The organism is Aeromonas sp. R10-2, from assembly GCF_040908445.1.
GTDB classification, from domain to species: domain Bacteria; phylum Pseudomonadota; class Gammaproteobacteria; order Enterobacterales; family Aeromonadaceae; genus Aeromonas; species Aeromonas veronii.
Map to the genome: position 1 here is coordinate 47,684 of NZ_JBFODS010000029.1, position 25,266 is coordinate 72,949.

The following is a 25,266-nucleotide window of genomic DNA, read 5'->3' on the forward strand; positions in this document are numbered from 1 at the left end:
ATTACCAATGGTTATTTGCACTACGAACCATTCTCATTTAGATTTCATCTCATTACACAAGAGGTGATCATCATGTACGTCTGTTTGTGCCGCGGCATCACAGATACCCAGATCCGCAAAGCGGTGCAGTCAGGTAAAAGCGAATTCCGCCAACTCAAGCAGTCGCTCGAGGTGGGCGCCCAATGTGGCAAATGCGTGCGCATGACCATGGAGATCATTGCCGCCGAGCTCGACAAGATGGAGCAGGAGCAACCCGTGCTCTACTACGAAGTGGCCTGATCCGGACACCTCTTTTCTGATGTGACCCGCCAACAGGATCACCCCTTTTCTCAGGCGAGCTGGCTCGCCAGACCTCTTGTTGTCACTTTTCTGGACTAAGCTCTAACGATCGGAGCCTCAGGCACGAACCAAGGAGCACTGTCGATGAAAGGAGATCCCAAGATCATTGCCCACCTCAACAAGGTGCTGGCCAATGAGCTGATTGCCATCAACCAATACTTCCTGCACGCCCGCATCTACGATGACTGGGGCCTCAAGGCGCTCGGGCACAAGGAGTATCACGAGTCTATCGATGAGATGAAACACGCCGACGAGCTGGTCAAGCGCGTGCTGTTTCTCGAAGGGCTGCCCAATTTGCAGGATCTGGGCAAGCTGCGTATCGGTGAAACGGTGGAAGAGATGCTGCGCTGCGACCTGTCGCTGGAGATGGATGCCATCCCTGACCTCAAGGTAGCCATCGCCTACGCCGAGTCGGTGCAGGACTACATCAGCCGCGACCTGTTCCAGGAGATCCTGGAGGATGAGGAGGAGCACGTGGACTGGCTGGAGACCCAGCTCGATCTTATCGATCGCATCGGGCTGGAGAACTACCAGCAGTCGCAACTGCATCACGGCTCCTGAGCCAGCAGGCCAGCAAGCAAAGAGACCCGCCAGCGCGGGTCTCTTCATTTGAGCAGCCATGACCCGAAAACTTTTCGACAGGATCACAGTTAATACGCCCGACACAGCATCTGTCATGGCTTTCGATTAGGATACGACTCTCTTCCAATAACAATGCTACGGACGATTTCCATGGAACAGATTGCACGCGAGATGGCGCCCCACAAACGGGTGGCACTGGTGGCTCACGACAACATGAAGACCCCCCTGCTGAACTGGGTGATGCGCCGCAAGGAGGAGCTCAAGCTCCACCATCTCTATGCGACCGGCACCACCGGCACCATGCTCGGCAAGAAGGCGCAGCTGCCCATCACCTGCCTCTTCTCCGGCCCCATGGGGGGTGACCAGCAGCTCGGCGCCCTGATCGCCGAAGGGAAGATCGACGTGCTGATCTTCTTCTGGGATCCCCTCAATGCGGTGCCGCACGATCCGGACGTGAAGGCACTGCTGCGCCTTGCGGCGGTCTGGAACATCCCGGTCGCCACCAACGAAGCGACCGCCGACTTCATCATGGACAGCCCCCATATGCGGCAAGCGTTCAGCGTACAGATCCCGGACTACGCCGGCTACCTCAAGGCGCGTACCGAGTGATCGGCTAACCCGTCATGCAAGAGGGCCGCAACAAGCGGCCCTCTTTAATTGGGAAAATGCATCAGCCAGGGAAACAAATCGACGCTGGCTTATAGCGCCCGGGCGAGAATGCGCGCCACCCGATCCGGGTCGATATCCTGCTGCTCACCGAGCGCGGTGCGCCCCACCCGCTTAAGGTTGGAGCAGACCGCCGGAATGCAGCTTTCGCTGAGGCCATAGTCGGCCAGCCGGGTCCCCAGTCCCATCTTCTGGAAGAACTGCTCGGTGCGGATGATCGCCTCCTCGATGCGCAGGGCCTTGTCCTCGCGGGTCGAATGCCACACCCGCTCGGCAAACTGGGCCAGCTTGTCCTGCTTCTGGCTCGCCCGCTCACGCAGCAGTGAGGGGAGCACCACCGCCAAGCTCTGGCCGTGATCCAGCCCATAGAGCGCCGTCAACTGATGGCCAATAGCGTGAGAGGCCCAATCCTGCGGCACCCCGCAACCGATAAGCCCGTTGAGCGCCAGACTGGCGGCCCACATCAGATTGGCCCGTACCTGATAGTTGGTCGGCTCCGCCAGCGCCTTGGGGCCGTTCTCCACCAGCACCTGCAGCAAACCTTCTGCCAGCCGATCCTGTACCTCGCCTCCCACCGGAAAGGTGAGGTACTGCTCGGCAATATGGACGAAGGCGTCCACCACGCCATTGCCGGTCTGGCGCGGCGGCAGGCTGTAGGTGGTGGTCGGGTCGAGCACCGCAAATTGCGGCTGCACCAGCGGGCTTCTGAAGGAGACCTTCACATCCCCCCGGCTCACCACCGAGGTGGGATTGCTCTCGGAGCCGGTGGCTGGCAGGGTCAGCACACAGCCCATCGGCAGCGCCTTGTGCACACTCGCCTGTTTACCGCAAATATCCCAGGGATCATCCCCATCGTAGCAAGCGGCCGCCGCAACAAACTTGGTGCCATCCACTACCGAGCCGCCACCGACCGCCAGCAGGAAGTCGATGCGCTCGCGCTTCACCTGCGCCACCGCCTCCATCAACAGCTCGTATCTGGGGTTGGCGCCGATGCCGGAAAACTCCTGCCACGTCACCCCCTCCAGCGCCCGGGTCAACTGCTCATAGACGCCGTTTTGCTTGATGCTGCCTACGCCGTAGAGCACCAGCAGCCGGCTGCCGGGCGGGATCAGTTCGGGCAGGCTGGCGATCTGCCCCTCGCCGAAACAGATACGGGTCGGATTGGCATATTGGAAGTTGTACACGGCGGGCTCCTCGACTGGCTCAATGCGCGGACATTGTGCGCCTGTGGGGAGGTGAGGTCAAAAGAGGTGGCAGAAGCTTGCCCATCGGCGGTCGACACTGGCCCATCGGTGCCGACCGGGTAGATCTCAGAACAGCGGCAGGATCAGGCAGTTTTGGCCTCATCTTTGGATGAGCTCTTCTTGCCGGTCAGGCGATCCATCGCCTCCTTGAGCATCGCCTCTCGCTGTTCGTTGAGCGGCTTGCTCTGCTCCGCCCGCTCTTCCGGCGTCAGCTTCTTGTTATCGGCGATGGTCTTGAGCTTCTCTTCGATCTCGTTGAACTTCTTGCGATCGAAACCAAGCGCCTTGTCCACCAGCTGCTGCACCACGCCCCCCTTGTCGGAGCTCATATCCAGCGCCGGTGGCAACTTGTTGTTCTTGGCCAGATGTTCGTAGGTCAGCACCTGCTGGGCCTGGCCGGTCATGCGCTGGGTGGAGAGGCTGACCATCTCCTCCCAGCCACCGCCCTGACCGCCGCTACTGGCACTGTTGAGGGTAGCGAGTGCACGGTTGTTAGATGCGCTCTGGGCAAGCTGCTGGCTGTAGGGTTTGATATCCATGGGGGCTCCAATTCAGTGCGCATCTGCGGCAATGGGCACAGGCTGATCCGGTCACATGGGGCGTCATGCCCCACCATTATCAATTAAACCAGCAAGTTACAGGCCAACTTGTCAGATAGTGCGAGATCCAGAGATATGGCGGATCTCACCACGCATCCCTCGCAAGCAGGCGTCAGAATCATGACTCATCTGCTGCCAGCTCACGCTGTTTTGGCACATTTTGCCGTCCACGCGCCACGATGCCAGAGAAAACTCAGGAACCGCAGCCCGATCACAAAATAAACAACCATTCGGGAATACAATTTTGGCGCACATCACAACCAGCCAGCCGTGTCATGGATGATCTGTTCGAAAAACCAATAACAGGCAGACCAATCTGTCGTGCTCACTCCGCTGCCAGTTCGGAGTTGCAGCCTCCCCACACCTCATCCCCTCGTCTGGCTCTCACTCACCGCAACCCTTCGGGTACACCTATGAAAAAACACACCTTGAGTCTTCTCTCCGCCACCCTGCTCACCCTGCTTGGCACCAGTGCCGACGCCTGTACCGGCCTCATCGTCGGCAAGGGGGCCAGCGCCGACGGCAGCGTGATGATCGCCAGAAACGAGGATTTTGGCGTCAACAACTGGAACAAGTACCTCGCCTTCCGGCCCGCGCAACAGAACGAGGGCAAACTCTGGAAACTGGGCAACGGGCTGGAAGTGCCGATGCCCAAGGCATTTTTCGCCTACTCCTCCATCCACGACTGGGATGCCACAACCAGCGACCCGGCAGGCAAATATTATGAAGAGCGCGGCATCAACGAGTTCAACGTCGCCATCTCGGCCACCACCAGTGCCGAGGTCAACGACAAGGCCCAGAAAGCCGATCCGCTGATCGAGAAGGGGATCATCGAGGCCATCATCCCGACCCTGATCCTGCCGCAGGCCAAGACGGCCAAAGAGGGGGTCGAGCTGCTCGGTCGCTATGTGGAGCAATATGGCGCCGGTGAGGGTAACAGCCTCTATCTGGCGGATGTGAACGAGGCCTGGCTGATGGAGATTGGCTCCGGCCACCACTGGATCGCGGTGCGGGTGCCGGACGACAGCTACGCCATGGTGGCCAACGGCCTGCGCATCCATGGCGTCAATCTCGACAGCGCCGATGTGCTGCACTCGCCCAAGCTGCTGGAATTTGTACGCGCACACAAACTGCTGGATAACGCCGATCCGAAAGATTTCAACTTCGCCAAGGCGTTCGGGGTGATTGCCGATCCCTACAACGTGGATCGAGAGTGGCTCGGCCAAAAAATGCTGACCGCCTCCCACAAACAGGCGACCCGGCAGGCGCAATATCCACTGTTTATGAAGCCGGATGCCCCCATCGCCGTACCGGACGTGGCCAGGCTGCTGAGCGCTACCTATGAGGGCACGCCGCTCGCGGGCAAGGCGGAGCGGCCAATCCGTGTCGATCGCCAGCTGGAATCCCACGTCATCCAGCTGCGCAAGGAGATGCCCAAAGAGCTGCAGGGATTGATCTGGCAGAGCTATGGCGTGCTGGCCGAATCTGTGATGGTGCCGCTCTACAACACCCTGGAAAACTATCCCCTGCCCTATCGCACCGGCAGCGACAGCTACTCCGATGATTCCGCCTACTGGCAGTTCCGCAGCCTGACCGCGCTGGCCAGCGCCGATCCGGACAAATACCTGCCGCTGCTGCGAAACGTCTGGAGCAAGGAGAGCAACAAGCTTTACAAGGAGGTGGCCCTGCTCGACCAAAGCCTGAAGCAGGCCTATGCCAGCGACAAGGCTACCGCCATCGGGCTGGCCGCCGACTACTCCTACGGCCAGCTGGAGCAGACCTATCAGATGGCCAAAGATCTGCGCTACAAGCTGATGACGGATCTCACCAAGCGCAGCGAGAAGAAGTATTCGCCGGAGGAGTTCAAGAAGATCATGAGCCTGTAATCGGCTCGCCAACGCAAAGAGGCTCCCACGGGAGCCTCTTTGTTTCAACCAATGCAGCGATCAGCGACGGCTGATATTGAGCGGGCCGAAGGTCTGCGCCACCGGCATGATCTCGATGCTGTTGATGTTGACGTGGGCCGGTTGCTGGCTCACCCAGAGCACGGTATTGGCGATATCTTCCGGCTGGATCGCCTCCACCCCCTGATAGACGGAGGCCGCCTTGGCATCGTCACCGTGGAAGCGCACGTTGGAGAACTCGGTGCCGCCGCACAGGCCCGGTTCCACGTTGGTGACGCGGATGGCGGTGCCAGCCAGATCGGCGCGCAGGTTGAGGCTGAACTGCTTCACGAACGCCTTGGTGGCACCGTAGACATTGCCGCCCGGATAGGGGTAGGTACCGGCGATGGAGCCGATATTGATGACGTGGCCGCGATTGCGCGCCACCATGCCCGGCAGCAGCAGGCGAGTGAGCAGGGTCAGACCGCTGATGTTGGTGGCGATCATCTGCTCCCAATCTTCCAGATCCGCCTTGTGGGCCGGCTCCAGCCCCAGCGCCAGACCGGCGTTGTTGACCAGCAGATCCACCTCGCTCCACTCGGCTGGCAGGCCGGCGATGGCAGCGCGGGTGGCCGCCTTGTCCTGCACGTCGAACGCCAGCGGCAGAAACTGCTCGCCCAGCTCGTCGGCCAACGCGGCCAGCCGCTCGGCACGGCGACCGGTACCGATCACCTTATACCCCGCCAGCACCAGCTGGCGGCTGATGGCTTCACCAAAACCGGACGAGGCGCCCGTTACCATTGCAATCATCTGAACCTCCATTATCTCAACCGATATTGTTATTTATGTTGTTGAAACCAATCTGATTTATTCATCGCTCAATTCCCGTCCGGTCGCCTTGCGCCAGACAAATACCACCAGATGGAGCAGCAACAGGCCCGAGCCACCCAGCGCAAACAGCAGGCCGGTGAGGGCGTTGACCGAGGTGTCGGCGCCGCACCACCACCAGACCAGCCAGCCGATCAGGCCGATGACAAAGGTCTGGATGGCACAGACCGGGCAGCGCCCCAGCTTGGCCCTGATGGCGGTGGCAAGACAGTTGTCGCAGCTCATCCTGCTCCTCGATTCTGCTCGTGCAACATGATCAGTTGGCCTGCGCAGGCGGCTTGCGCGCCTGAGTGCGAGCCACTCTGCGCCGCTCACGCTCCTCGTCGCTCACCAGCGGCAGCACCAGCCGGTGGGCGTGCTGGTCGCGGCCATAGTAGTCCGCCAGCCGCTGCTGGGGACGAAATCCCAATCCCTGATAGAGCGCCAGCGCCTCTTCGTTGGCGTCCGCCACCTCCAGCCGGATCGCCCCCCAGCCAGCGGCCTTGCCCTCGCGGATCACCTGCTCCAGCAGGCGCCGCGCCCAGCCCAGACGACGCACCGTCCAGCGGATAGCCAGCGCCTGAATGACCAGCCGATCCCAGCCTCTGTGCTCCAGCAGGCAGAGATAGCCCATCAGCTGATGTTTCTCGTCCAGCAGTAACAGGGTGCGCCCCTTGGCGTGGGCCAGCAGATAGTGCCAGCGGCTGCGGCCAAAGGCGACTTCGGGAGGAAAACAGTAGCGTTCCAGATTAACGATGGCGCCCAGATCATCGGTTCGGGCCGCACGTACGGTCAACACGGGGAGTCCTTGTTCGGTTATTTATCCTCAGCACCAAAAATGCGACTTGTATCACAAGTTACCAAGGCGTCATATTAGGCACTGTAACCTCTTGTTTCCCCTCGCGCCATTGTCGTGCTTGTCGGTGCATCGAAGCCCACTGGGGATCCTGCCTGTTCAGGCAGTCTGATCTGTGGAGCCGAAAATATGAGTACCTATGTCATCGTCGAAGAGCTGGGCGACTGGCCTTGCCATGCCGATTATCTGCTGACCGCCCGCACCTATCTGCAACATGGCGTGCCGACCACCGGCGGGAGGCCCCGCATCATCAACCTCTGCCGCAATCTGGAACACCTTAGCGCAGGCTACTACTGCTCGCTGCTGGCCCAGGCCCGCGGCCACCACTGCCTGCCGGGTCTGCAGGCCATCAGCCGACTGCAACCCCAGCAGCCACCGGCCAAGCTGTGGCGCAAAGCGCAAGGGTGGCTGGCCCAGCAGAGCGAGGATCGGATTAGAGTCCGCGCCATCTTCGGCCAGTGTGAACAGAGCGAGCTGGCGGGGCTGGCCCGCTACTACTATGGCCTGAGCCAGTTGCCGCTGCAGGAGCTGACCCTCAAGCGCGGCCGCCACGGCTGGTCGGTGCGCCAGCAGCAGAGCCTGTCACCGCTGGAGCTGAGCCCAAGCGAGAAAGAGGTGATGCTGCACCACGCCCAGGCACTGGTGGGGACCGGTGACGAGGAGCAGGCGGCGCCGCTCTACCAGCTCGCCATTCTGGTGGATCCCGATGATGGCCGTGCCAGCAGTGACGGGTTGGCGCTGGAGCGCTTTATCCGGGCTGCTGCCGCCCAGGGCATCCGGGCCGAGATCCTGCCACCGTCAGCCATAGAGCGGCTGCCGGAGTTCGACACCCTCTGGCTGCGCGCCGAAACCGCGGTCGGCCACTACACCTTCGAATTTGCCCACCGTGCCGAACAGCTGAAGATGCCGGTGATCGACAGCTCCCGCGCCATCCTCGCCTGCAGCAACAAGCTCTACCTCTACGAGCTGATGGTGCGCAGCGGCGTGCCCATGCCGCCCACCATGGTGGTCACCCGCCGCGGCCGCCACCATGTGGATGAGCTGGTACAGCGGCTCGGCCTGCCGCTGATGGTGAAGGTGCCCGACGGGGCACAGGGGCGCGATCTCGCCATGGCCAGCGACGAGCAACAGCTGGCCCGCCTGCTGGACGAGGGGCTGGGCCGCTCCGCCCTGCTCTTGGTGCAGAGCCGGATCCCCGCCGAGTTCGACTGGCGCATCGGCTTTCTCGATGGATCTCCGCTGTTTGCCTGCCGCCGTTTCCGGCCCGAGCCCGGCAACCGCATCCGCCGCCGCAAGCACCCTCTCGACATGAGCCGGATCGAGGCGCTGCCGCTTAACGAGGTGCCGGAGCGGGTACTGCAGACCGCTCGCCGCGCAGTGCATCAGCTCGGCAATGGCCTCTACGGGCTCGATTTGCGCCAGCAGGGGCGTGACTGCGTGCTGCTGGAGATCGTCGACAACCCCTGGATCCGCGGCGATATCGAAGACAAGGAGGCGCAGGATCTCTACGAGCGACTGGCCCGCGCCTTCCGCCAGCGGCTGGAAAACCGGGGCCAGACCACCGCATAACCCGCCATGACTTTGTCGCTCACAATGACAGAGAGGGCCCCGCGATGGGGCCCTCTCTGTCATGGCAAGCAGGATCTATCCCTCCTGCCGACTCGTAAAAATCTATTTTTTAAATTGCTCCCGCCGAGGCAAAGCGGTAGTTGACAGAGAGCCAGTAGGAACGACCCGGCTCGGGGATGCGGCCGCTCTGCTCATAGCCCAACCCCGCCTGACTGGCGTGCACCGACTTGGAGAGGTGCTCGTAGTAGAAGGTGTCGAACAGGTTGTCCACCCCGGCCGAGAGCTGCCACCCTTTGGCAAACTGCCAGGCGCCGCTCAGGTTCATGGTGAAGAAGCCCGGAGTCTCCCCCTGATCCTGACCCGCCACGGTGCCGGAACCGACGTCCACCCGATCCTGCGCCGCCACCGCGCGCCCCAGCAAGGTAAAGCTCAGCGCCTCGTCCGGCTGCCAGCCCAACGCCAGCTTGCCATCGAGCGGTGGCATCTGGGCCAGCGGCTTGTTGTCGCTCTGATTTTCGCCGTAGACCACCGCCAGACCACCATCGAGACGCCACTGCTCGGCAAACTGCCAGCGCCCCTCCAGCTCGCCACCCCGGGTCTGGGCATCGATATTGCGCACCTTGTTCGACTTGCTGTTGTAGAGCAGGTAGTCCTTGATATCGGCACTAAAGAGGGAGAGGGTCAGGTCCAGCTCGCGACTGCGCAGGGCCAACCCAGCATCCCACTGGCGACTGCGCTCCGGGTTGAGGGTGAACGGGGTACTGTCCTTGCTGTGCTCCCAGTAGTCCGGCGCACGCTCTGCCTGCCCCCAGGCCAGATAGCTGGACCAGCGGGGCGACCACTGGTACTCATAGCGGCCAAACCCGCTGTTCAGACTCAGGGTATCGCTGTAGAGGGTCTGTTCACCGGCGCCATAGCGGGTGGTCTCGACCCTATCCTGACGATAACCGCCCTTGTAGCTGTGAGCCCCCTGCTGACGACCCAGTTCGGCGAAGCCGCCCTGCTGCTCGAAACGCAGGGTGCGCTGGCGATCCTTGGTAGCATAGTCGACCCCACTCCGACTGCGGTGCTGATCCCGGTTGCTGTCTAGCCCGGCGGTCAGCAGCCAGTCGGCAGGCAGGGCGATATCGTTGGCCCAGCGCCCGCCGGTATTGCGGCGATCCGGGTTGGAGAGCATCTTCATGCCGCTGTTTTGCCGCAGGCTGAAGTTGTCCATGATGTGGTCGATGTAGTTGTCCCACAGGGTCAGCTCGCTGCGCTGCCAGTAGCGGGTGATCTGCTCCTGCTTGAGCTTCAGCCCGAAGGATTCGCGATCAAACATGGGGCCATCCATGGTGCGGTCCGCATAGGCGGCACGGGCATTGCTACGCTCGGCGGTGAGTTCCAGCCAGGTGTGCTCCCCCGGCGTCCAGCCCAGCTGGGTGGTGCCGTTCTCGCGGCGATAGAAAGATCGCACCTTGTTACCGTGACCATCGCGGTAATCGTCACTGTCGGAGTGAGTAAACTGACCGCGCAGATAGCCGTCGGTCGAACCCGCCGTCATGTCCACCATCTGGTCATCGCGGCCAAAGCTGCCATAGAGGGCCGAGGCGTCGCTCTTGAAGCCCGGCGCCATAAACTCGGGTCTGTCCCGCTCGAACAGCACGGTTCCCGCCAGGGTGGCACCCTGCTCGAGGGATTGCGGCCCCTTCAGCACCCGGATCCGGTCAAAGGATTGGGGGAACACATAGGCGGTGGGCGGGTCCATCCGGCCGCCACACCCACCGGCCAGCATGCCGCCATCCATCTGCACGTTGAGGCGAGACATCCCCATCCCCCGCAGCACGGGGTCACCACCCAGCCCCCCTTTGCGCACCATGCTCATGCCGGTGACATTCTTCAGATAACCGGCGCCGTCGGCAGCGGGCATGGGGGAACCGGGCTTCTTGGGATCCAGTGTCACTTCAAGTGTGCTGGCGGGGCGGGTTGCCACCACCACCATGGGATCCAGCTGTTGCACCAGTTCCTGACCGGCAGCGCCGTGACAGGCGAGCCCGCCCACCAGCAGGGCAAGGGGTGTGCGCATATGACAAGCCATACATTTTCCTTATGTATTTGTTTGTTTTGTTATTTTCATTCAACCAATCAAACCTTTCAGCAAGGGAAAGGTTTGCCGTCAGGCCGCAAAAAAGGCCTGCGGCGCGAAAGCGGCAAGCCTCTGTAAGGTGAAGCGAAGGCAAGTTGGCAAAATGTTGCGCAGGTTTTACCCAAGTTGGCTCAGAAAGGCAAACGGGCAAACATTCCAGCAACAGGAATCTGGCGTTGGCTCACAAAAAAATGGGGATTAGCTGAAGGCTTCCCGCTCATCGATGGGAGAGATGAGGTGATAGACCTCATGGGCGGATAGCGTGCAGCCAACAGGCCACTCCAGCTGGTGGTGACGGTTGATGAAGACCCGGGCGCAGTGACGCTCGCTCTCCAGCTTTGCAAACAGCGGCTGGGTTCGCCAGGGGGTCAGATCCAGCACACCCGTGGTGCCATCCGATAACACCAGAAACAGGCGCCATCCCCGCACATACTCGACATCGATAAAGACCGGCATCCCTTCGGCTCCGATTGAGATAATTCGCGGCAATTATAAACACCAGCGCTCCATCCATACACGCTGTAGCTCACATTTTACCCAGCAGATTATGCTGTGCTCATTAGTGGCGCGACATCACATCTTTAGATGATAAATGTGTTAATGCCGACTTTTAACAAACTTGAATGCAACCTTAACCAATTCGATCTGTCATAACCTCACAACAACTAAAAAAACGTCTGTGGACAGACGTTTACAGTCTCATTCAGGAACAAACATGACAGTTCTAAAACAGCGACTCGGCCCGTTTTGGCCCTTCGCCGTCTTCTGCGCGCTCGCGCTTTTCTCTCTCTCTTTCAGCCGAATCGCCCTCGGTCTCTGGCAACTGGAACGGGTGGATGCCGTGGCCGGTTGGCAGGAGATGCTGCTGCAAGGGATCCGGGTCGACTTTGCGACCCTCTGCTGGGTCTGGGGTGTCCCCGCCATGCTCACTCTGCTGCTGGCAGGCCCCCATGCCATCGGCCGGGGCTGGCTGCAACTGATGCGCGTCTGGCTGACCGTCGGACTCTGGCTGATGCTGTTCCTCGAGATCTCCACCCCTTCGTTTGTCACCGAGTATGGCGTGCGCCCCAACCGCCTCTATGTGGAGTACCTCATCTATCCGAAAGAGGTGTTCGCCATGCTGTGGGCAGGCCGCAAAGCCGAGCTGCTGCTGGCGGTACTCTTCAGTGGCGCCATGCTGACCGGCGGTTGGTGGCTGAGCGGCAGTCTGGTACGTGGCCTCAGCTTCCCCCGCTGGTATCTGCGTCCGGCCTTCGCCCTGCTCATTCTGGCCATAGGTTTTCTCGGTGCCCGCTCCAGTCTCGGCCACCGCGCCCTGAACCCGGCCATGGTCGCCTTTGCCGAGGATCCGCTGGTCAACTCGCTCACCGTCAACTCCGCCTACTCCCTCTTCTTTGCCATCAAACAGATGGGCGCCGAGGAGGATGCCGGCCAGTTTTACGGCGAGATGACCCCTCAGAAGGTGCTCGAGGTCATGCGCAAGGAGAGTGGCCGTCCGGCCAGTGATTTCAACTCCGATCTGCTGCCCAGCCAGACCTTCAACCAGGCGAGCTTTCAGGGTAAACCGAAGAATCTGGTGATCCTGCTGCAGGAGAGTCTGGGCGCCCAGTTTGTCGGCTCCCTCGGCGGCCTGCCGCTCACCCCCAACATCGATTCCCTGTCGCAGCAGGGCTGGGCCTTCGAGCAGCTCTACGCCACCGGCACCCGCTCGGTGCGCGGTATCGAGGCGGTACTGACCGGCTTCACGCCAACTCCGGCACAGGCGGTGGTCAAACTCGGCAAGAGCCAGACCAACTTCTTCACCATCGCGGATCTGCTCAAACAGCGGGGTTACGACACCAGCTTTATTTACGGCGGCGAGAGTCACTTCGACAACATGCGCAGCTTTTTCCTCGGCAACGGCTTCACCACCATCGTCGAGCAGAAGGATTTCGACAATCCGGTGTTCAAGGGCTCCTGGGGCGCCTCCGATGAGGATCTGATGGCCAAGGCCGACGAGACCTTCAAGGCGCTGCACAAAGAGGGCAAACCCTTCTTCAGTCTGGTGTTCAGCTCCAGCAACCACGATCCGTTCGAATTCCCGGACAACCGTATCGAACTCTTCGAGCAACCCAAACAGACCCGCAACAACGCGGCCAAGTATGCGGATTACGCCATCGGCGAATTCTTCAAGAGGGCGAAACAGTCCGAATACTGGAAGGACACCCTGTTCCTGGTCATCGCCGATCACGACAGCCGGGTCAGTGGCGCCAGTCTGGTGCCCATCCCCCGCTTCCATATTCCGGGGGTTATCGTGGGCGACGGTATTGCGCCGAGAAAGGATCCGCGCATCGTCAGCCAGATCGATATGGCGCCGACTCTGCTCTCCCTGATGGGGATCAGTGCCGACTACCCCATGCTCGGCAAGGATCTCACCCGCATGCCTGCCGACTGGCCGGGTCGCGCCATCATGCAGTACGACAAGAACTTCGCCCTGATGCGCGGCAAGGATGTGGTGATCCTGCAACCGGAGCGCGCGGCAGAAGGCTATGTCTACGATGGTGCCAGCGAGAAGCTGACCCTGGCGGCGCAGCCGGACGCCTTGAAGGAGGATGCCCTTGGTCTTGCCCTGTGGGGCAGCATGGCCTATCAGAAGAGTCTCTATCAGACGGCCAAGGATGAACGCACCGCCGCCAATTGAGCCGCCCGTGCTGATTCAGCCGATAGCAGAATGGAAAAAACTGCCAGCTGGCGGTTTTTTCCATCTATCCATACCGTCGGCCCACAGGCCGTTATGGTTGGGGAAAGCAGGGAAGGGAGCGGCTGAACTTGTGCTCGAACACCAGCGAGGTTTCGAGGTGCACCACCTCTTCGCGTGAGGTGAAGTGATCGAAGACGAAGTTGCGCAGGTGCTCGGTATCGGAGACACAGAGGTGCACCAGAAAATCATCCTTGCCCCCCATGTGGAACAGACTGATCACTTCGGGCAGCGCCAGAATGGCATCGCGGAAGGCATCGATGATCTGGCGGCTGTGGCGGGCCAGCTGCAGGGAGACCATGGCCTGAATGTGGCCACCGAGGGCCTGATAATCCACTTCGCAGTGCGCCCCCTTGAGCACGCCATCCTGCTGCAACTTGCGCACCCGCTCCAGACAGGTGGAGGGGGCAACACCGACCAGCGCGGCCAGATCCTTGTTGGTCATGCCCGCATCCCGAAACAGATGGGCCAGGATATCCAAATCCAGTTGATCCAGGTTTCTCATCTTAACTCCTTGAACCGCTCAATTTTTTAGACTCTGCCCGTAAACCGGGGCAAACACAACGGCCATTGACATCCCCCCAGCCCCGCCTATCCTTGGCGCCATTCACCGGCCGCAGCACTGCGGCCTCCACGCGAGGATCCGCCATGCACCCGTATCACCCCTTCTGGAGCCTTGAGGTTCCCCGTGTCGACGGTCAGCTGCTGCTGACCCCCTGCCCCGGCACCCAGCAGGTGCCACTGACCCTGGCGCTCGATCAACTGCGGTTGGCCGGTGCCCACGGGGTGGTGACCCTGATGACGAGCGCCGAGTTGATCCGACTCGAACTGGCGCAGCTCGGCCAGCAGGTCGAGCACGAAGGGATGCGCTGGTTCCATCTGCCCATCGAGGATGATCTGGCACCCGATGCCGACTTCGAGGCTGCTTGGCAACAGGCGCTGCCACAGCTGCGCGAGCTGCTGGGAGATGGCAAACATCTGGTCATCCACTGCAAAGGGGGCAGCGGTCGCACCGGTCTGGTCGCCGCCGCGCTGCTGATGACCCTCGGCCAGCCACAGCAAGAGGCGATGGCTGCCATCAAGGCCCACAGACCCAAGGCGTTTACCCTGGCCTGCCACCGCCAATGGCTCGACCAGCTGGCCGAGCGGCTGGCGCAGGGCGACTGACTACTTGCCTCCCTGGTCGTAGGTAAAGACCTTGCCGATATCTTCCACCCGATAGCTGGTGAGCTGATAGACGTAGTAGTTGAGCCAGTTGGCAAACAACAGATGACCGTGGCTGCGCCAGCTGGCGCGCGGCGTCTTGCTCGGATCGTTATTCGGGTAGTAGTTGACCGGAATGGCCGGGTCGAGCCCCGCCGCCAGATCCCGCTGATACTCCCCGTCCAGCGTCAGGGCATCGTACTCCGGGTGCCCGGTGACAAACACCTGACGACAATCCTTGGTCGCCGCCAGATAGACCCCCGCCTCTTCTGACTCGGCAAAAATCTGCAAGTCGGTCTGGGCACGGATCAGATCACCATCAAACGCCGCGTAACGGGAGTGGGGTGCGACAAACTCGTCATCGAAACCGCGCAGCAGCGGCTCGTGCTCATCGAGGCGATGGTGGCGATAAACCCCGGAGAGCTTCTCGCCGTGAGTCTGCTTCTCCATACCATACAAGGCTTTCAGCGCCGCCTGCACCGCCCAGCAGAGGAACAGGGTGGAGGTGACATGCTGATGGGACCACTCGATGATCTCGACGATGCGCGGCCAGTAGACCACCTCCTCGAACTCCACCAGCCCGAGCGGCGCGCCGGTAATGATCATGCCGTCATAATTGTTGCCACGCACCTGCTCGAAATCGTGATAGAAGTTCTCCAGATGGGCCTGCGGCGTGTTCTTTGACTCCCTGTCATCGATGCGCAGCAGATCCACATCCACCTGCAGCGGCGAGTTGGAGAGCATCCGCATCAGCTGGATCTCGGTCTCAATCTTCTTTGGCATCAGGTTGAGGATGAGCACCCGCAGCGGACGGATGTTCTGGGTGACGGCCCGGGATTCCGTCATCACGAAGATGTTCTCCTGCCCCAACACTTCGGCGGCGGGTAACTGATCCGGGATCTTGATCGGCATGCTTACTCCCTGTACTGCATCGGTAAATATGTCTGGACATCCAGAAGCCTATAATAAAGCTCCTGCCCTGTCATCAGATACCTTTTGTATTCACCCCCGCCTTTGACTAGCATACGGCTCAGTGTGTCTCCTGCTTCCAAGATAATGACCGGTATCAAGATTTCCGTAGATCGACTGCAAGTCGGCAACTATGTATCCCTGCCACTGAGGTGGCGCGAACACCCGTTCCTGTTTTCCAGCTTCAAGATCAAAAGTGAAGAAGAGATCGAGCTGATCCGCCGTCTCGGCCTGAAACTGGTCACCATCATTCCCGACAAGAGCGACGTTCCGCCCAAGCCTCTCAATCAGGTACAGCCTCAACAACAAGAGAGCGCAGACGCCGCCCAGCGCCAGGCCCAGATGCAGCAGGAGAAGGATCGCCGCATCGAGCAGTTGCAACTCTATCGCCGCAATCTGCAGCAGTGCGAGAAACAGTTCCAGCAGTCGCTGGCGCAGGTGCGCAGCGTGATGAGCAAGATCCAGTCCCGCCCCCTCAATGCCATCGGCGAGGCGCAGGAGCTGGTCAACGCCATGACCGAGCAACTGCTCTCGGTTGACGAGATGGTGCTTCATCTGGTCTCCGACAGCGAGGATGGCAACAACCTCTACTTCCACTCCCTCAACGTCAGCGTGCTCAGCATGCTGCTGGCCAAGGAGTGCTGCATGACGGCCGACGAGATCCGTCAGGTCGGCATGGGGGCGCTGTTCCACGATATTGGCAAGCTAAAGATCCCGAGCCAGATCCTGCGCAAGACCGAGCCGCTCACCAAGCCGGAGCAGAACCTGATGGCCCAGCACCCGCGCTACGGGCTGGATCTGCTCAATCTGGCCAAGGATTTCCCGGCCGAGGCGAAGGGCATTGTGCTCCATCACCACGAATATCTCGATGGCAGCGGGCCGGAAGGGCTCAAGGGTGGCCAGCTCGATCCGCTGACCCAGATGGTGTCGCTGATCAACGAGTACGATAACCTCTGCCACATGCAGGCCAAGGTGCCCTACTCAGCCCTGAGCGGCCTCTACAAGCAGCGCAAGGCGCAGTTCAATCCGGAGTACCTCAGCATGCTGATCCGGTTGATGGGGATCTATCCCCCCGGCAGCGTGGTGCAACTCTCCAACGGTCAGGTGGGACTGGTAATGTCGGTCAACGCTTCCCGCCTGCTCTACCCCTCGGTGCTGGTCTACGATCCGCGCATTCCCCGTCAGGAAGCGGCCATCATCGACCTGCAGCAAGCCGAACTGTCGATCGCCAAGGTGATCCACCCCAAACGGCTGCCGCCCGCCGTGTTCGAGTACCTCAATCCGCGTACCCGGATCAGCTACTACTTCGAGCACAACAAAGCCTGATTGTGTTGGCCCAAGACCAACCGTTGCCACCCGTTTAATCCAAGGAGCCTGCCATGCGTATCGAGATCATCAGTACCGGAGACGAAATAGTGACGGGTCTGGTGGTGGATACCAACGCGGCCTGGCTCAGCGCTCTGCTGCTGGAACAGGGGTGGCAGGTACGCCGTCGCCTGACGGTGGGGGACAACCTCGCCGACCTGAAAACGGTACTGCAAGAGAGCGCCAGCCGCGCCGAGGTGGTGCTGGTGTGTGGCGGGCTCGGCCCCACTGCCGACGATCTCACCGCCCAAGCGGCCGCTGAAGCCTTTGCCCAGCCGCTCACCCTCTTCCCCGACTGGCTCGCTACCATCGAAGCGCGCTACGCCAGCCGTGGCCGCCCCATGGCACAAAGCAATGCCAAACAGGCCTGGTTGCCACAGGGGAGCGAAATCCTCGACAACCCGGTCGGCACCGCCTGCGGCTTTGTGGTGCGAAGTGGCCAGAGCCAGATCTTCTTCACCCCGGGCGTGCCGTTCGAATTCAAGCAGATGGTGCGCGAGCAAATTCTGCCGCGCCTCAAACAGCTGGCCGGGGCACAGATCGATACCGAGCTGCGTCGCTTTTACACCTTCGGCATCTCGGAATCCGCCCTCAGCGATATGCTGGATGAAGAACCCTGGCCAGCCGGCATCGAGCTGGGTTACCGCTCCTCCATGCCCCTTATCGAGCTGAAACTGATCGGCCACAGCGCCAGTGCCGCTGACATGGAGAGTGCCGAACGCCGACTGCTGGATACGATCCGCCCCTGGCTGGTTGGCAGCGGAGATACGGAACCGACGCAGCAGATCCTCGCGCTGCTGCAAGGCAAACCGCTGGCTCTGCTGGAGGGAGAGAGTGGCGGCGCCCTGCTGGCGCTTTGTCACGGCCATACCCGGCTGGAAGCACGCTTCAGCGCGCAACTGGCCGATGAGCTGGCGCAACTACCGACCGCCGATGCGGGCCTGCAACTGACCATAGGGCGAGAGGGCACTGAGGGGGTGCCACTGCTGCTCTGTGCCGATGGCATGCACATCGGTCAGACGGTCAAGGTCCGCCACCCCGACCCGGAGAGCCGCCGCAAGATCCTCGCCTTTGCCGCCCTCGACATGCTGCGCCGCCATATGCTGGGTGAACCGGTGCTCGGCGATTACCTCACCCTGGCCAGAACAGCCCAGCGCAGCTGATAACCACCGCCCCTGCCAGCGACCCTATGTTGCTGGCGCTGCGATCCGCCTTTTCACGCCATTGCCAAACAGCACCCATATTTATCCGGCCGCCATCACCGATTTGACTTCAATTCATTGACCATTCAGAGGAAATATCTGAATACTGCCCACTCTCAGGGTTGGTGACTCGCTTTATTAATCATTGAGAGATTAAATGACAGTAGAGGAGCGAGCCGATCGTTCCGTTCTCATCCAGCAAGGAGATGCGGTGTTAAGCAAAGAGTGGTTGCTGCTATCAAGCGATATGGAACTGGTCTGCCTGCGGATTGCCGCCGGTCTCACCAAGCCTGTCACGGAACAGGATGTGCAGGCTCTGCTGCTCGCTTCCAACTGTCGCCGCTATCAGCCGCTGCCCGAGGGGATCAAACAGGCCATCAGCCTGCTCAATACCCTGCTCACCAACCCTGCCGCCCCCGTCCCTGCCAACCCCATCCCCATCGGCAAGCGTCAGGATGCCCGACTCGCCGTAATCGTGGAGAAGGATCGCATGAGCGCCATCGCCCAGATCACTGCCGACTGGGGTGGCAAGTATGTGACGCTGGAACAGCTGAAAGAGGCGATCGCCATCAGCGAAATCAAACAGGGGGTGAGTGAGCAACTGCTCACCGCTGCCATCCAGTCAGCCAAGGAGGCCGCCCCCGGCAGTCAGCTCAAGCTGGTGATTGCCAACGGCCAGCCTGCCGTCAATGGTCAGGACACTCGCTATGAGCGGCTGGTGGAGACCCCGGCCGAACGGATCCTCAAACCGCAGGAGTTGGGGCATGGCAAGGTCGATCTGCGGGATCTCGGCTCCATCGTCACCGTCAAGGCAGGCGCTCCGCTGATGCGCCGTCATCCGGCCACCGTCGGGGTACCCGGTTTTACCGTGACCGGTCAGGACCTCCCCGCCAAGGATGGCAAAGACAGTCCGATGAGCGCTGGCGAGGGCACCTTTATCTCCCCCGACGATCCCGACCTGCTGATTGCCAGTCGGGCTGGCCTGCCCTGTCAGGAGAAAGCGGGCATGAAGGTAGACGAGGTGCTCAGCGTCAAACAGGTGGATGCTCGCCACGGCCACATTGATTTTGAAGGGGGATTAATCGTCAGCGGCGACGTCAACCCAGGCATGAAGATCCGGGTCAGCGGTGATATCGTCATCGGCGGCTTTATCGAAGGGGGCTGGATCGAGGCAGGGGGCAGCATTACGGTACGCCACGGCATCATTGGCCGCCGCAACGAGCAGGGAGAGTACCTTTGCCAGCTCAATGCGCAAGGGGAGATCCACGCCAGCTACGCCCAGTATGCCCAGCTGGAAGCGGGGGGGGATATCCAGATCCAGAGCCAGCTCAGCCACTGCTACTCCCGCAGCGGACAAGATATCAAGGTAGGCGATAGCAACATGCGCAAAGGCACTCTGCTGGGGGGCACCAGCATTGCCAATCGCCTGATCATGGCCCCCAGCCTGGGGGCCGAGGCCGCCAACCATACCCGGCTGCAGATCCTTGGCGGCTACTTCACCCACAAGGAGCAGGAACACCAGCTCAAGCTGCGCCAGCAGGCGTGTCAGGCCCAGCTGGAGAAAATCAAGGAACTGGTCATGAAGTTGCTGCAACTGCCCAGCGACAAGCGCAATCCGGATACCCTGCGCAAGCTCAAACCGATCCGGGACCATCAGCTGGCCGAACTGGCCCAGCTCGATGAGCAGCTCACCGCCAACCAGGAGGAGCTGCGAAACTTGATGGCTCAGATGGAGGTGATTGCCACCCAGCACCTCTACTCCGGCATCGAGGTCGAGATGGCCAGCTTCAAACGCAAGGTTACCATCACCCGAGGCCCTACCCGTCTGACCATCCATGATGAAACCCTGGAGATGACCCCTTACGAGGGGCACAAATAGCTCAACCGGCACGGCCCCATCGCTGAACCGGCCGTGATCCCGCCGTCGATTTTCGCTACACTCGCCACTTCCTTGGCCCCACCGGGCGGGCCACCCAGACTCAGGTAGTGAGAGATGTACAAGCTGATCGCATTGGATATGGATGGCACCCTGCTCAACCCGCAGGGCCAGATTACTCCCCGCACCCACGCCGCCATCAGCGCCGCGCGCGCCAAAGGGGTCACCGTTGTGCTGGCCTCCGGCCGCCCGCTGGAAGGGATGAGCCGCTATCTGGAAGAACTCGGCCTCACCACAGAGCATGACTACGTCATCTGCTACAACGGCGCTCTGGTGCAACAGGTGGCCGATCAGCGCATCATCCGCAGCCAGCTGCTGACCGGCAGTGACGCCAGCGCCGTCGCCAAACTGGCTGATGAGCTGGAAGTGAACGTTCACGGTTTCTCGGTCACCCAGGGCCTCATCAGTCCCCGTGTCAGCACCTACACCGAGCACGAATCTCGCCTTATCGGCATGCCGATCAATCTGATCGACTTCGCCACCCTGCCTGCCGACGAGCAGATCATGAAGGTGATGATGATCGACGAGCCGCCCCAGCTCTCCCGCGCCATCGAGCGACTGCCTGCAGAGCTCTATGAGCGCTATACCGTGGTACAGAGCGCCCCCTTCTTCCTCGAGTTCATGAACAAGCAGAGCAACAAGGGAACCGGCGTCGCCGCGCTGGCCGAGCACCTGGGCCTGACCGCCGATCAGGTGATCTGCGTCGGAGATGCGGGCAACGATCGCCACATGATCGAATACGCAGGCCTCGGTGTGGCGATGGGCAATGCCACCGACGAGATCAAGGATCTCGCCCAGCACACCACCGCCCGCAACGATGAAGATGGTGTAGCTCAGGTGATCGAACAGTTCGTACTGAACGCCTGATCACAATCGAGCGCAGCTGCGTCCGATGAGGAAATAAAAACGGGGAGGCTGTCAGCCTCCCCGTTTTTTCTGGTCAGTTATCTGCGTGATGAGCGGTAATGCACTCGCATCACTGGTTCGCAAGACACTGGGTATGGGAACCCGGTTGCAGGTAAGGCGTCAGCAGAGGAGCCATCCCCTTGAGCACCTGCACCGGCAACGCCGAGGTGAAACGGAACTTGTCAGACTGGCTACCCGGTACATAGGCGGTCAGGGTACCGAAGTGATCCTCACCCAGATAGAAAACGAAGGTCGCGGTGCGGTTGCGCGCCAGTGAGCTGGTTACGTTGCCATAACGACCAACGGTTTCAATCCGGTTATCCCCAGTTCCGGTCTTGCCCCCCATCTGCAGCACAGTGCCATCCGGCAGGGTAAAGGCACCGGCGATACGTCTTGCCGTGCCCCCTTCAACGACCTTGGAGAGCGCACTGCGCAGGGCTGCCGCCACCTCTGCCGGCATCACCCGGGTTCCCTCGGTGTGCTGCGGCTCAAACTCGGTCTCGAAGGGCGTCCCCTTGGCGAACGAGAGGTGCTCGATACGCAAAGTCGGCGAGCGGATACCGCCATTCTGGATAATCCCCATCAGCTCGGCCAGTGCTGCCGGGCGGTCACCGGAGCTCCCCAAGGCGGTCGCCAGCGAAGGCACCAGATGGTCGAACGGATAACCGAGCTTGGCCCAGCGCTGATGGATATCGAGGAACGCTTCCACCTCCAGCATGGTGCGGATCCGGCTGTCACGGGCACTGCGATGACGGGTCTTGAACAGCCAGCTGTAGACCTCCTGCCGCTCGTCACGACTGGCCGCCACCGCGTCGGCAAAGGTCGCCTTGTCGAACTCCTTGAGATAGGCCAGCAACCACAGCTCCAGCGGGTGAACCCGGGCGATGTAGCCCTGATCCGGCAGTGAATACTTGCCCGGACCATAGCTGACGTAGAGCTGATTAACCCGCTTGGCACTCAACTTCTCCCGCGGCAACCGCTCCGCCAGGAAGGCAGCAAATGCGGCTTCGCTGGCTTCCGGCATCAGGTAGCGGTGAACCGCCGCCAGACGTACCGCACTCGGCTTGAGACCGTCGAGGAAGGTATCGAGCTGCTCCTCGGGAGTCTTGCCGCGATATTTGCGCCAGAAGCGCAGCAGATAGGTCTGGCCCTCTTTGTCAGCAAATTTGGCCAGATACTCCTGACGACGGGGATCCTTGTCATCCTTCAGCAACTGGGCACGGTTGCCCTCCTTGTAGAGGCTGTAGCGCACGATATCGCGCATCAGCCGCACAAAGGGCAAGTTAATCGACTCACGCAGAGAGTCACGCAACGTCGGAATACGATTGTTATCTTCGCGGCGGAAGTTGTTGAAGGTGTGCATGCCGCCACCGGTAAAGAACCCTTCATTGGGGCTGGCGGAGTATTTGCGATCCAGCGCAGCTTCCAGCATCACAGGCAGGCTCTTGTCCTGAGCCGTCATCAGATAGGAGATGGCCCAGCGGCTGAGGTTGTCCTGAGAGACGGCAGCCAGCTTGCGCAGATTCTCGACCGGCATCCCGGCATAGTTATCGTGCAGCTCGGCCACGATCTCCAGATAGGTAGTCAGCACCCGCAACTTGGCGGTTGAGCCCAACTCCAGCTTGGAGCCTTCATTGATATCAAACGGCTGATCGGTGTTATCGGTCTGTACCCGCACCTTGAACCCTTCCGGCGACTTCTCGAACAGAGTGAAGCTGTAGCGCACATCGCCGGTCTTCTCTGGCGAGAGCAGGCGCTCACCAAACAGTCCTACCTGGGCGGCAAACGTCGGGTCGGCCAGCTGTTGCAGATAACGGGAGATTTCGTTCTGCAGCGGCATGTTGAGGCTGGTATCGGCGGTCAGATCCATCCGGTCGAGGTCATAGAGCTGCACCCCGAGCTGGCGGCTCAGGCGAGTACGGGCAACCTGCAACCCCTTGTTATTGTTCACCCGGGTGATAGCCGGGGACTGCAGGAAGTCACGGAACGTAATCTTGGCCTTGAGCGCCGCCTCCATCAGAGGTGGCGTGATCATTCCCTCCTGCACAAACAGGCGCAGGTAGCTGTCGGTCAGGGTAGCCAGCGCCTCTCGCCCTTGAGCCAGATAGTAAGAGGGACGGCGGTGCGCAATCATCAAAGAGACTACCTGACGCAGGGCAAGCCCCTGTTCGGCCAGCGGTGCGTTCTGGTTTCGGGCGGGGTCCAGCAGACGGTTCACGTCATCGACATTGGCACCAAACCAGACCCAGAGACCATCTCCCAGACCATGCACTTCACCATATCCCGGCGCAGCCGAGAGCGGTACCGAGTTGAGGTAGGCCCAGGCGACCAGTTTGCGCGCTTCGAGGGTTTCCGGCCCGAGACGATAGGCCCGCACGCTGGCAGAGGCCATCTGACGGATCTTCTCGGTCGGCGACAGGGTCAGGCCATCCGGCGAGTGGCGATACTTCTCCACCTGGGTCGCCAGGGTACTGCCACCGGCAGATTGATCCTGCATATCGAGCGCCTTGCCCACCTGAGAGAGCGCTGCCTTGGCAAAACGGGGCCAGTCGACCGCCGGGTTGGCCAACGGCTCTTCGTTGCTCAGCAAGTCGCGGTTCTCGATAAACAGCAGCGACTGGATGACAAGAGGCGGAATGGAGTCAAAATCCGGATAGTGATGGGTCGGATACTTGAATTGATAGAAGGGCTCGGCGCGGCAATCGTGCAACGTCAGGCCAGCCTGCACCTTCTCGGTATAGGGCACGAAGAAGCCTCGACTGGCGTAGTCATAGAGCGCGTCGGAGAAATGCACCTGCTTGCTGACTTCATAGCCCCGCTGCAGCAAACGCTCCTGCATCATCGGCAGTTGCACATAGCCGAGCCGCTTGTCGAACGGGCCATCCTCAGGGAAAGCGATCTGCTTGCTCTGACCAGGCTCGACCTGATACGTGAGCTTGGCGGCATAGCGGGAAATCTCCTGAGATTGCAGCTTCGAGGTTTTCATCTCATAGCCAACCAGAGCGATCGCCGCCCCCAGGCACAATAAAAAGAGAAAACAGAACAGCCAACGCCACCAGGGACGACGCTTACGCTTTGGGTTCCCGTCCGAGGTCTGGACAGATGAATCTTGAGATGCCACTTGTGTCAAATCCGTCTGTTCTGATGCGCCCATATCAGCCCCACCATGGTTGCGCAATTTATTGTGTTTCACTCAAGCTTAGTCTTTTCAAGTCAATGGCTTGAAACTATTGACCGCTTTGTAGTGATGGTAACAGGGCAATTCTAAAAAGGGGAGCCGATTGTTGCAGGAGTGGCAGAGATCCGAGCTGATAACAAAACACCGGCCAGTGGCCGGTGTCTCTTAAGCGAAAGCTGAACGCTTATTTGTGAGAGCTCATGCCCTTCAGTTTGGTGCTCAGCTCTTTACGCTCTTTGGAGAGCTCGGCGTTCTTGATGATGTGATCATCCACGCGCTCTTCATAGTCGGCACGCATGTTGGCGATGATCGCCTGCACATCATCAATGCTCATACCCGGCTTGATGTAGTCGCTCAGGTTGTCGAGCAGCAGCACGCGCTTCTGGTTGTCACGGATCTTCTTCTCGTTATCCGCAATTTCACGCTTGAGTTTGTTCTGGCGACGGGACATACGCACATATTCCAGTACATCGCTGAAGGTGGACTTGTTTACTTGTTCCATATCGATACCACTGACTTAAGGTTGATAAAAACTGGCCAAGTTACACCTGGAACCCGGCAAACTCGGCGCGGGACAGGCAAACTCAAGATGTCCTTACTCTACCGAGTTATAAGCGAGATACAACCCTAATCGCGCGCCATGAACAGAGTTTGGCCAAAAGTAAACCAGTTAAAATGGTCAGCAATCCATCAGATAAGAGCTTGATATAGATAGAAAATGGAGGAGATGACAGGGTCTTAGTTCTCTTCCTCTAGATAAATGCTAACACTGGCTGTTTAACACGCTAAAAACACCAAAGCCCGGTCGTGAAGCCGGGCTTTGTATTGGTTCCGATGTGCAAATATGTAGTTCTTATGAGCAAAACCACCCATAGCAAAAAGGCCTTCCCATCTGGGAAGGCCTTCAAATTAGTGGCGGAGCGGACGGGACTCGAACCCGCGACCCCCGGCGTGACAGGCCGGTATTCTAACCGACTGAACTACCGCTCCGCATTCGGTTAGCTTTCGCTAAATCTTCTGCTGCTTCTTTTGAGGTGTCA

General features: G+C 60.4%; 22 protein-coding genes and 1 tRNA gene. 11 read left to right on the forward strand and 12 right to left on the reverse strand.

What is annotated here, in order from left to right; all coding sequences use genetic code 11:
• Nucleotides 1-72 precede the first annotated feature (72 nt).
• The 3 genes from AB5Y97_RS06750 to AB5Y97_RS06760 all read left to right on the forward strand — a co-directional run bounded on the left by AB5Y97_RS06750 (nucleotide 73) and on the right by AB5Y97_RS06760 (nucleotide 1,530).
• Nucleotides 73-279 carry a bacterioferritin-associated ferredoxin gene (locus AB5Y97_RS06750; RefSeq protein WP_005335965.1) on the forward strand — a complete coding sequence of 69 codons (207 nt, stop codon included), beginning with the start codon at nucleotides 73-75 and terminating at the stop codon, nucleotides 277-279.
• A 144-nt stretch (nucleotides 280-423) separates the two neighbouring features.
• Nucleotides 424-900, forward strand: coding sequence for a bacterioferritin (gene bfr / locus AB5Y97_RS06755; protein WP_005354959.1), 477 nt, complete (start codon nucleotides 424-426; stop codon nucleotides 898-900).
• A 171-nt stretch (nucleotides 901-1,071) separates the two neighbouring features.
• Nucleotides 1,072-1,530 (forward strand): methylglyoxal synthase, encoded by a 459-nt coding sequence (locus AB5Y97_RS06760; protein ID WP_005363178.1) that lies wholly within the window; start codon nucleotides 1,072-1,074, stop codon nucleotides 1,528-1,530.
• Between the two features lie 89 nt (nucleotides 1,531-1,619).
• Here AB5Y97_RS06760 and AB5Y97_RS06765 read toward each other — a convergent pair whose 3' ends face one another.
• Nucleotides 1,620-2,771 carry an iron-containing alcohol dehydrogenase gene (locus tag AB5Y97_RS06765; RefSeq protein ID WP_201948051.1) on the reverse strand — a complete coding sequence of 384 codons (1,152 nt, stop codon included), beginning with the start codon at nucleotides 2,769-2,771 and terminating at the stop codon, nucleotides 1,620-1,622.
• Nucleotides 2,772-2,914: 143 nt separating this feature from the next.
• The gene (locus AB5Y97_RS06770) at nucleotides 2,915-3,370 is read right to left on the reverse strand and encodes a hypothetical protein (RefSeq protein ID WP_019446593.1); all 456 of its coding nucleotides are present in this window, start codon (nucleotides 3,368-3,370) and stop codon (nucleotides 2,915-2,917) included.
• A 473-nt stretch (nucleotides 3,371-3,843) separates the two neighbouring features.
• Between AB5Y97_RS06770 and AB5Y97_RS06775 the strand changes: the two genes are divergently transcribed.
• On the forward strand, nucleotides 3,844-5,316 hold the full coding sequence (locus AB5Y97_RS06775) for a C69 family dipeptidase (protein ID WP_368157406.1): 1,473 nt from the start codon (nucleotides 3,844-3,846) through the stop codon (nucleotides 5,314-5,316).
• A 60-nt stretch (nucleotides 5,317-5,376) separates the two neighbouring features.
• On the opposite strand, the gene AB5Y97_RS06780 is transcribed toward AB5Y97_RS06775, so the two are convergent.
• Genes AB5Y97_RS06780 through AB5Y97_RS06790 form a run of 3 tightly spaced genes read right to left on the reverse strand, consistent with a single transcriptional unit; the run spans nucleotide 5,377 to nucleotide 6,979 of the window.
• Entirely contained in the window at nucleotides 5,377-6,123 is a 747-nt protein-coding gene (locus tag AB5Y97_RS06780; RefSeq protein ID WP_129503218.1) for an SDR family oxidoreductase, read from the reverse strand.
• Nucleotides 6,124-6,180: 57 nt separating this feature from the next.
• Nucleotides 6,181-6,426 carry a DUF3624 domain-containing protein gene (locus AB5Y97_RS06785; RefSeq protein ID WP_129503217.1) on the reverse strand — a complete coding sequence of 82 codons (246 nt, stop codon included), beginning with the start codon at nucleotides 6,424-6,426 and terminating at the stop codon, nucleotides 6,181-6,183.
• A gap of 31 nt (nucleotides 6,427-6,457) precedes the next feature.
• Nucleotides 6,458-6,979 carry an N-acetyltransferase family protein gene (locus AB5Y97_RS06790; RefSeq protein ID WP_368157408.1) on the reverse strand — a complete coding sequence of 174 codons (522 nt, stop codon included), beginning with the start codon at nucleotides 6,977-6,979 and terminating at the stop codon, nucleotides 6,458-6,460.
• Nucleotides 6,980-7,165: 186 nt separating this feature from the next.
• Here AB5Y97_RS06790 and AB5Y97_RS06795 point away from each other — a divergent pair, with 186 nt between their 5' ends.
• The gene (locus tag AB5Y97_RS06795; RefSeq protein WP_368157410.1) at nucleotides 7,166-8,605 is read left to right on the forward strand and encodes a RimK family protein; all 1,440 of its coding nucleotides are present in this window, start codon (nucleotides 7,166-7,168) and stop codon (nucleotides 8,603-8,605) included.
• Between the two features lie 109 nt (nucleotides 8,606-8,714).
• On the opposite strand, the gene AB5Y97_RS06800 is transcribed toward AB5Y97_RS06795, so the two are convergent.
• Both AB5Y97_RS06800 and AB5Y97_RS06805 read right to left on the reverse strand, forming a co-directional pair.
• Nucleotides 8,715-10,682: a TonB-dependent copper receptor gene (locus AB5Y97_RS06800; protein ID WP_368157412.1), complete on the reverse strand. Its 1,968-nt coding sequence runs from the start codon at nucleotides 10,680-10,682 to the stop codon at nucleotides 8,715-8,717.
• 246 nt (nucleotides 10,683-10,928) lie between these two features.
• Nucleotides 10,929-11,186, reverse strand: coding sequence for a DUF2442 domain-containing protein (locus tag AB5Y97_RS06805; RefSeq protein WP_005335997.1), 258 nt, complete (start codon nucleotides 11,184-11,186; stop codon nucleotides 10,929-10,931).
• 259 nt (nucleotides 11,187-11,445) lie between these two features.
• Between AB5Y97_RS06805 and AB5Y97_RS06810 the strand changes: the two genes are divergently transcribed.
• Nucleotides 11,446-13,410: an LTA synthase family protein gene (locus AB5Y97_RS06810; RefSeq protein WP_368157414.1), complete on the forward strand. Its 1,965-nt coding sequence runs from the start codon at nucleotides 11,446-11,448 to the stop codon at nucleotides 13,408-13,410.
• Between the two features lie 91 nt (nucleotides 13,411-13,501).
• Here AB5Y97_RS06810 and AB5Y97_RS06815 read toward each other — a convergent pair whose 3' ends face one another.
• Complete coding sequence (locus AB5Y97_RS06815) at nucleotides 13,502-13,972, reverse strand: Lrp/AsnC family transcriptional regulator (RefSeq protein WP_005336001.1); 471 nt, start codon at nucleotides 13,970-13,972, stop codon at nucleotides 13,502-13,504.
• A gap of 143 nt (nucleotides 13,973-14,115) precedes the next feature.
• Between AB5Y97_RS06815 and AB5Y97_RS06820 the strand changes: the two genes are divergently transcribed.
• Nucleotides 14,116-14,634 carry a cyclin-dependent kinase inhibitor 3 family protein gene (locus tag AB5Y97_RS06820; protein WP_043825993.1) on the forward strand — a complete coding sequence of 173 codons (519 nt, stop codon included), beginning with the start codon at nucleotides 14,116-14,118 and terminating at the stop codon, nucleotides 14,632-14,634.
• Here the strand turns inward: AB5Y97_RS06820 and metA are convergent, their stop codons facing one another.
• Nucleotides 14,635-15,582, reverse strand: a complete 948-nt coding sequence (gene metA, locus AB5Y97_RS06825) for a homoserine O-succinyltransferase (RefSeq protein WP_204380282.1) — start codon at nucleotides 15,580-15,582, stop codon at nucleotides 14,635-14,637.
• A gap of 144 nt (nucleotides 15,583-15,726) precedes the next feature.
• Here metA and AB5Y97_RS06830 point away from each other — a divergent pair, with 144 nt between their 5' ends.
• The 4 genes from AB5Y97_RS06830 (at nucleotide 15,727) to yidA (ending at nucleotide 21,009) form a co-directional block, all read left to right on the forward strand.
• Nucleotides 15,727-16,965 carry an HD-GYP domain-containing protein gene (locus AB5Y97_RS06830; protein WP_240533642.1) on the forward strand — a complete coding sequence of 413 codons (1,239 nt, stop codon included), beginning with the start codon at nucleotides 15,727-15,729 and terminating at the stop codon, nucleotides 16,963-16,965.
• Nucleotides 16,966-17,018: 53 nt separating this feature from the next.
• A complete protein-coding gene (locus tag AB5Y97_RS06835) occupies nucleotides 17,019-18,167 on the forward strand; it encodes a CinA family nicotinamide mononucleotide deamidase-related protein (RefSeq protein ID WP_368157415.1) in 1,149 nt (382 codons plus the stop codon).
• 250 nt (nucleotides 18,168-18,417) lie between these two features.
• The gene (locus tag AB5Y97_RS06840; RefSeq protein WP_201948066.1) at nucleotides 18,418-20,085 is read left to right on the forward strand and encodes a FapA family protein; all 1,668 of its coding nucleotides are present in this window, start codon (nucleotides 18,418-18,420) and stop codon (nucleotides 20,083-20,085) included.
• A gap of 114 nt (nucleotides 20,086-20,199) precedes the next feature.
• On the forward strand, nucleotides 20,200-21,009 hold the full coding sequence (gene yidA, locus AB5Y97_RS06845; RefSeq protein ID WP_201948067.1) for a sugar-phosphatase: 810 nt from the start codon (nucleotides 20,200-20,202) through the stop codon (nucleotides 21,007-21,009).
• 109 nt (nucleotides 21,010-21,118) lie between these two features.
• Here yidA and AB5Y97_RS06850 read toward each other — a convergent pair whose 3' ends face one another.
• The 3 genes from AB5Y97_RS06850 to AB5Y97_RS06860 form a co-directional block, all read right to left on the reverse strand.
• A complete protein-coding gene (locus tag AB5Y97_RS06850) occupies nucleotides 21,119-24,202 on the reverse strand; it encodes a transglycosylase domain-containing protein (protein WP_201948069.1) in 3,084 nt (1,027 codons plus the stop codon).
• Between the two features lie 208 nt (nucleotides 24,203-24,410).
• The gene (tmaR, locus tag AB5Y97_RS06855) at nucleotides 24,411-24,728 is read right to left on the reverse strand and encodes a PTS system regulator TmaR (RefSeq protein ID WP_005336024.1); all 318 of its coding nucleotides are present in this window, start codon (nucleotides 24,726-24,728) and stop codon (nucleotides 24,411-24,413) included.
• Nucleotides 24,729-25,139: 411 nt separating this feature from the next.
• Nucleotides 25,140-25,216, reverse strand: a tRNA-Asp gene (locus AB5Y97_RS06860).
• Nucleotides 25,217-25,266: the final 50 nt, after the last annotated feature.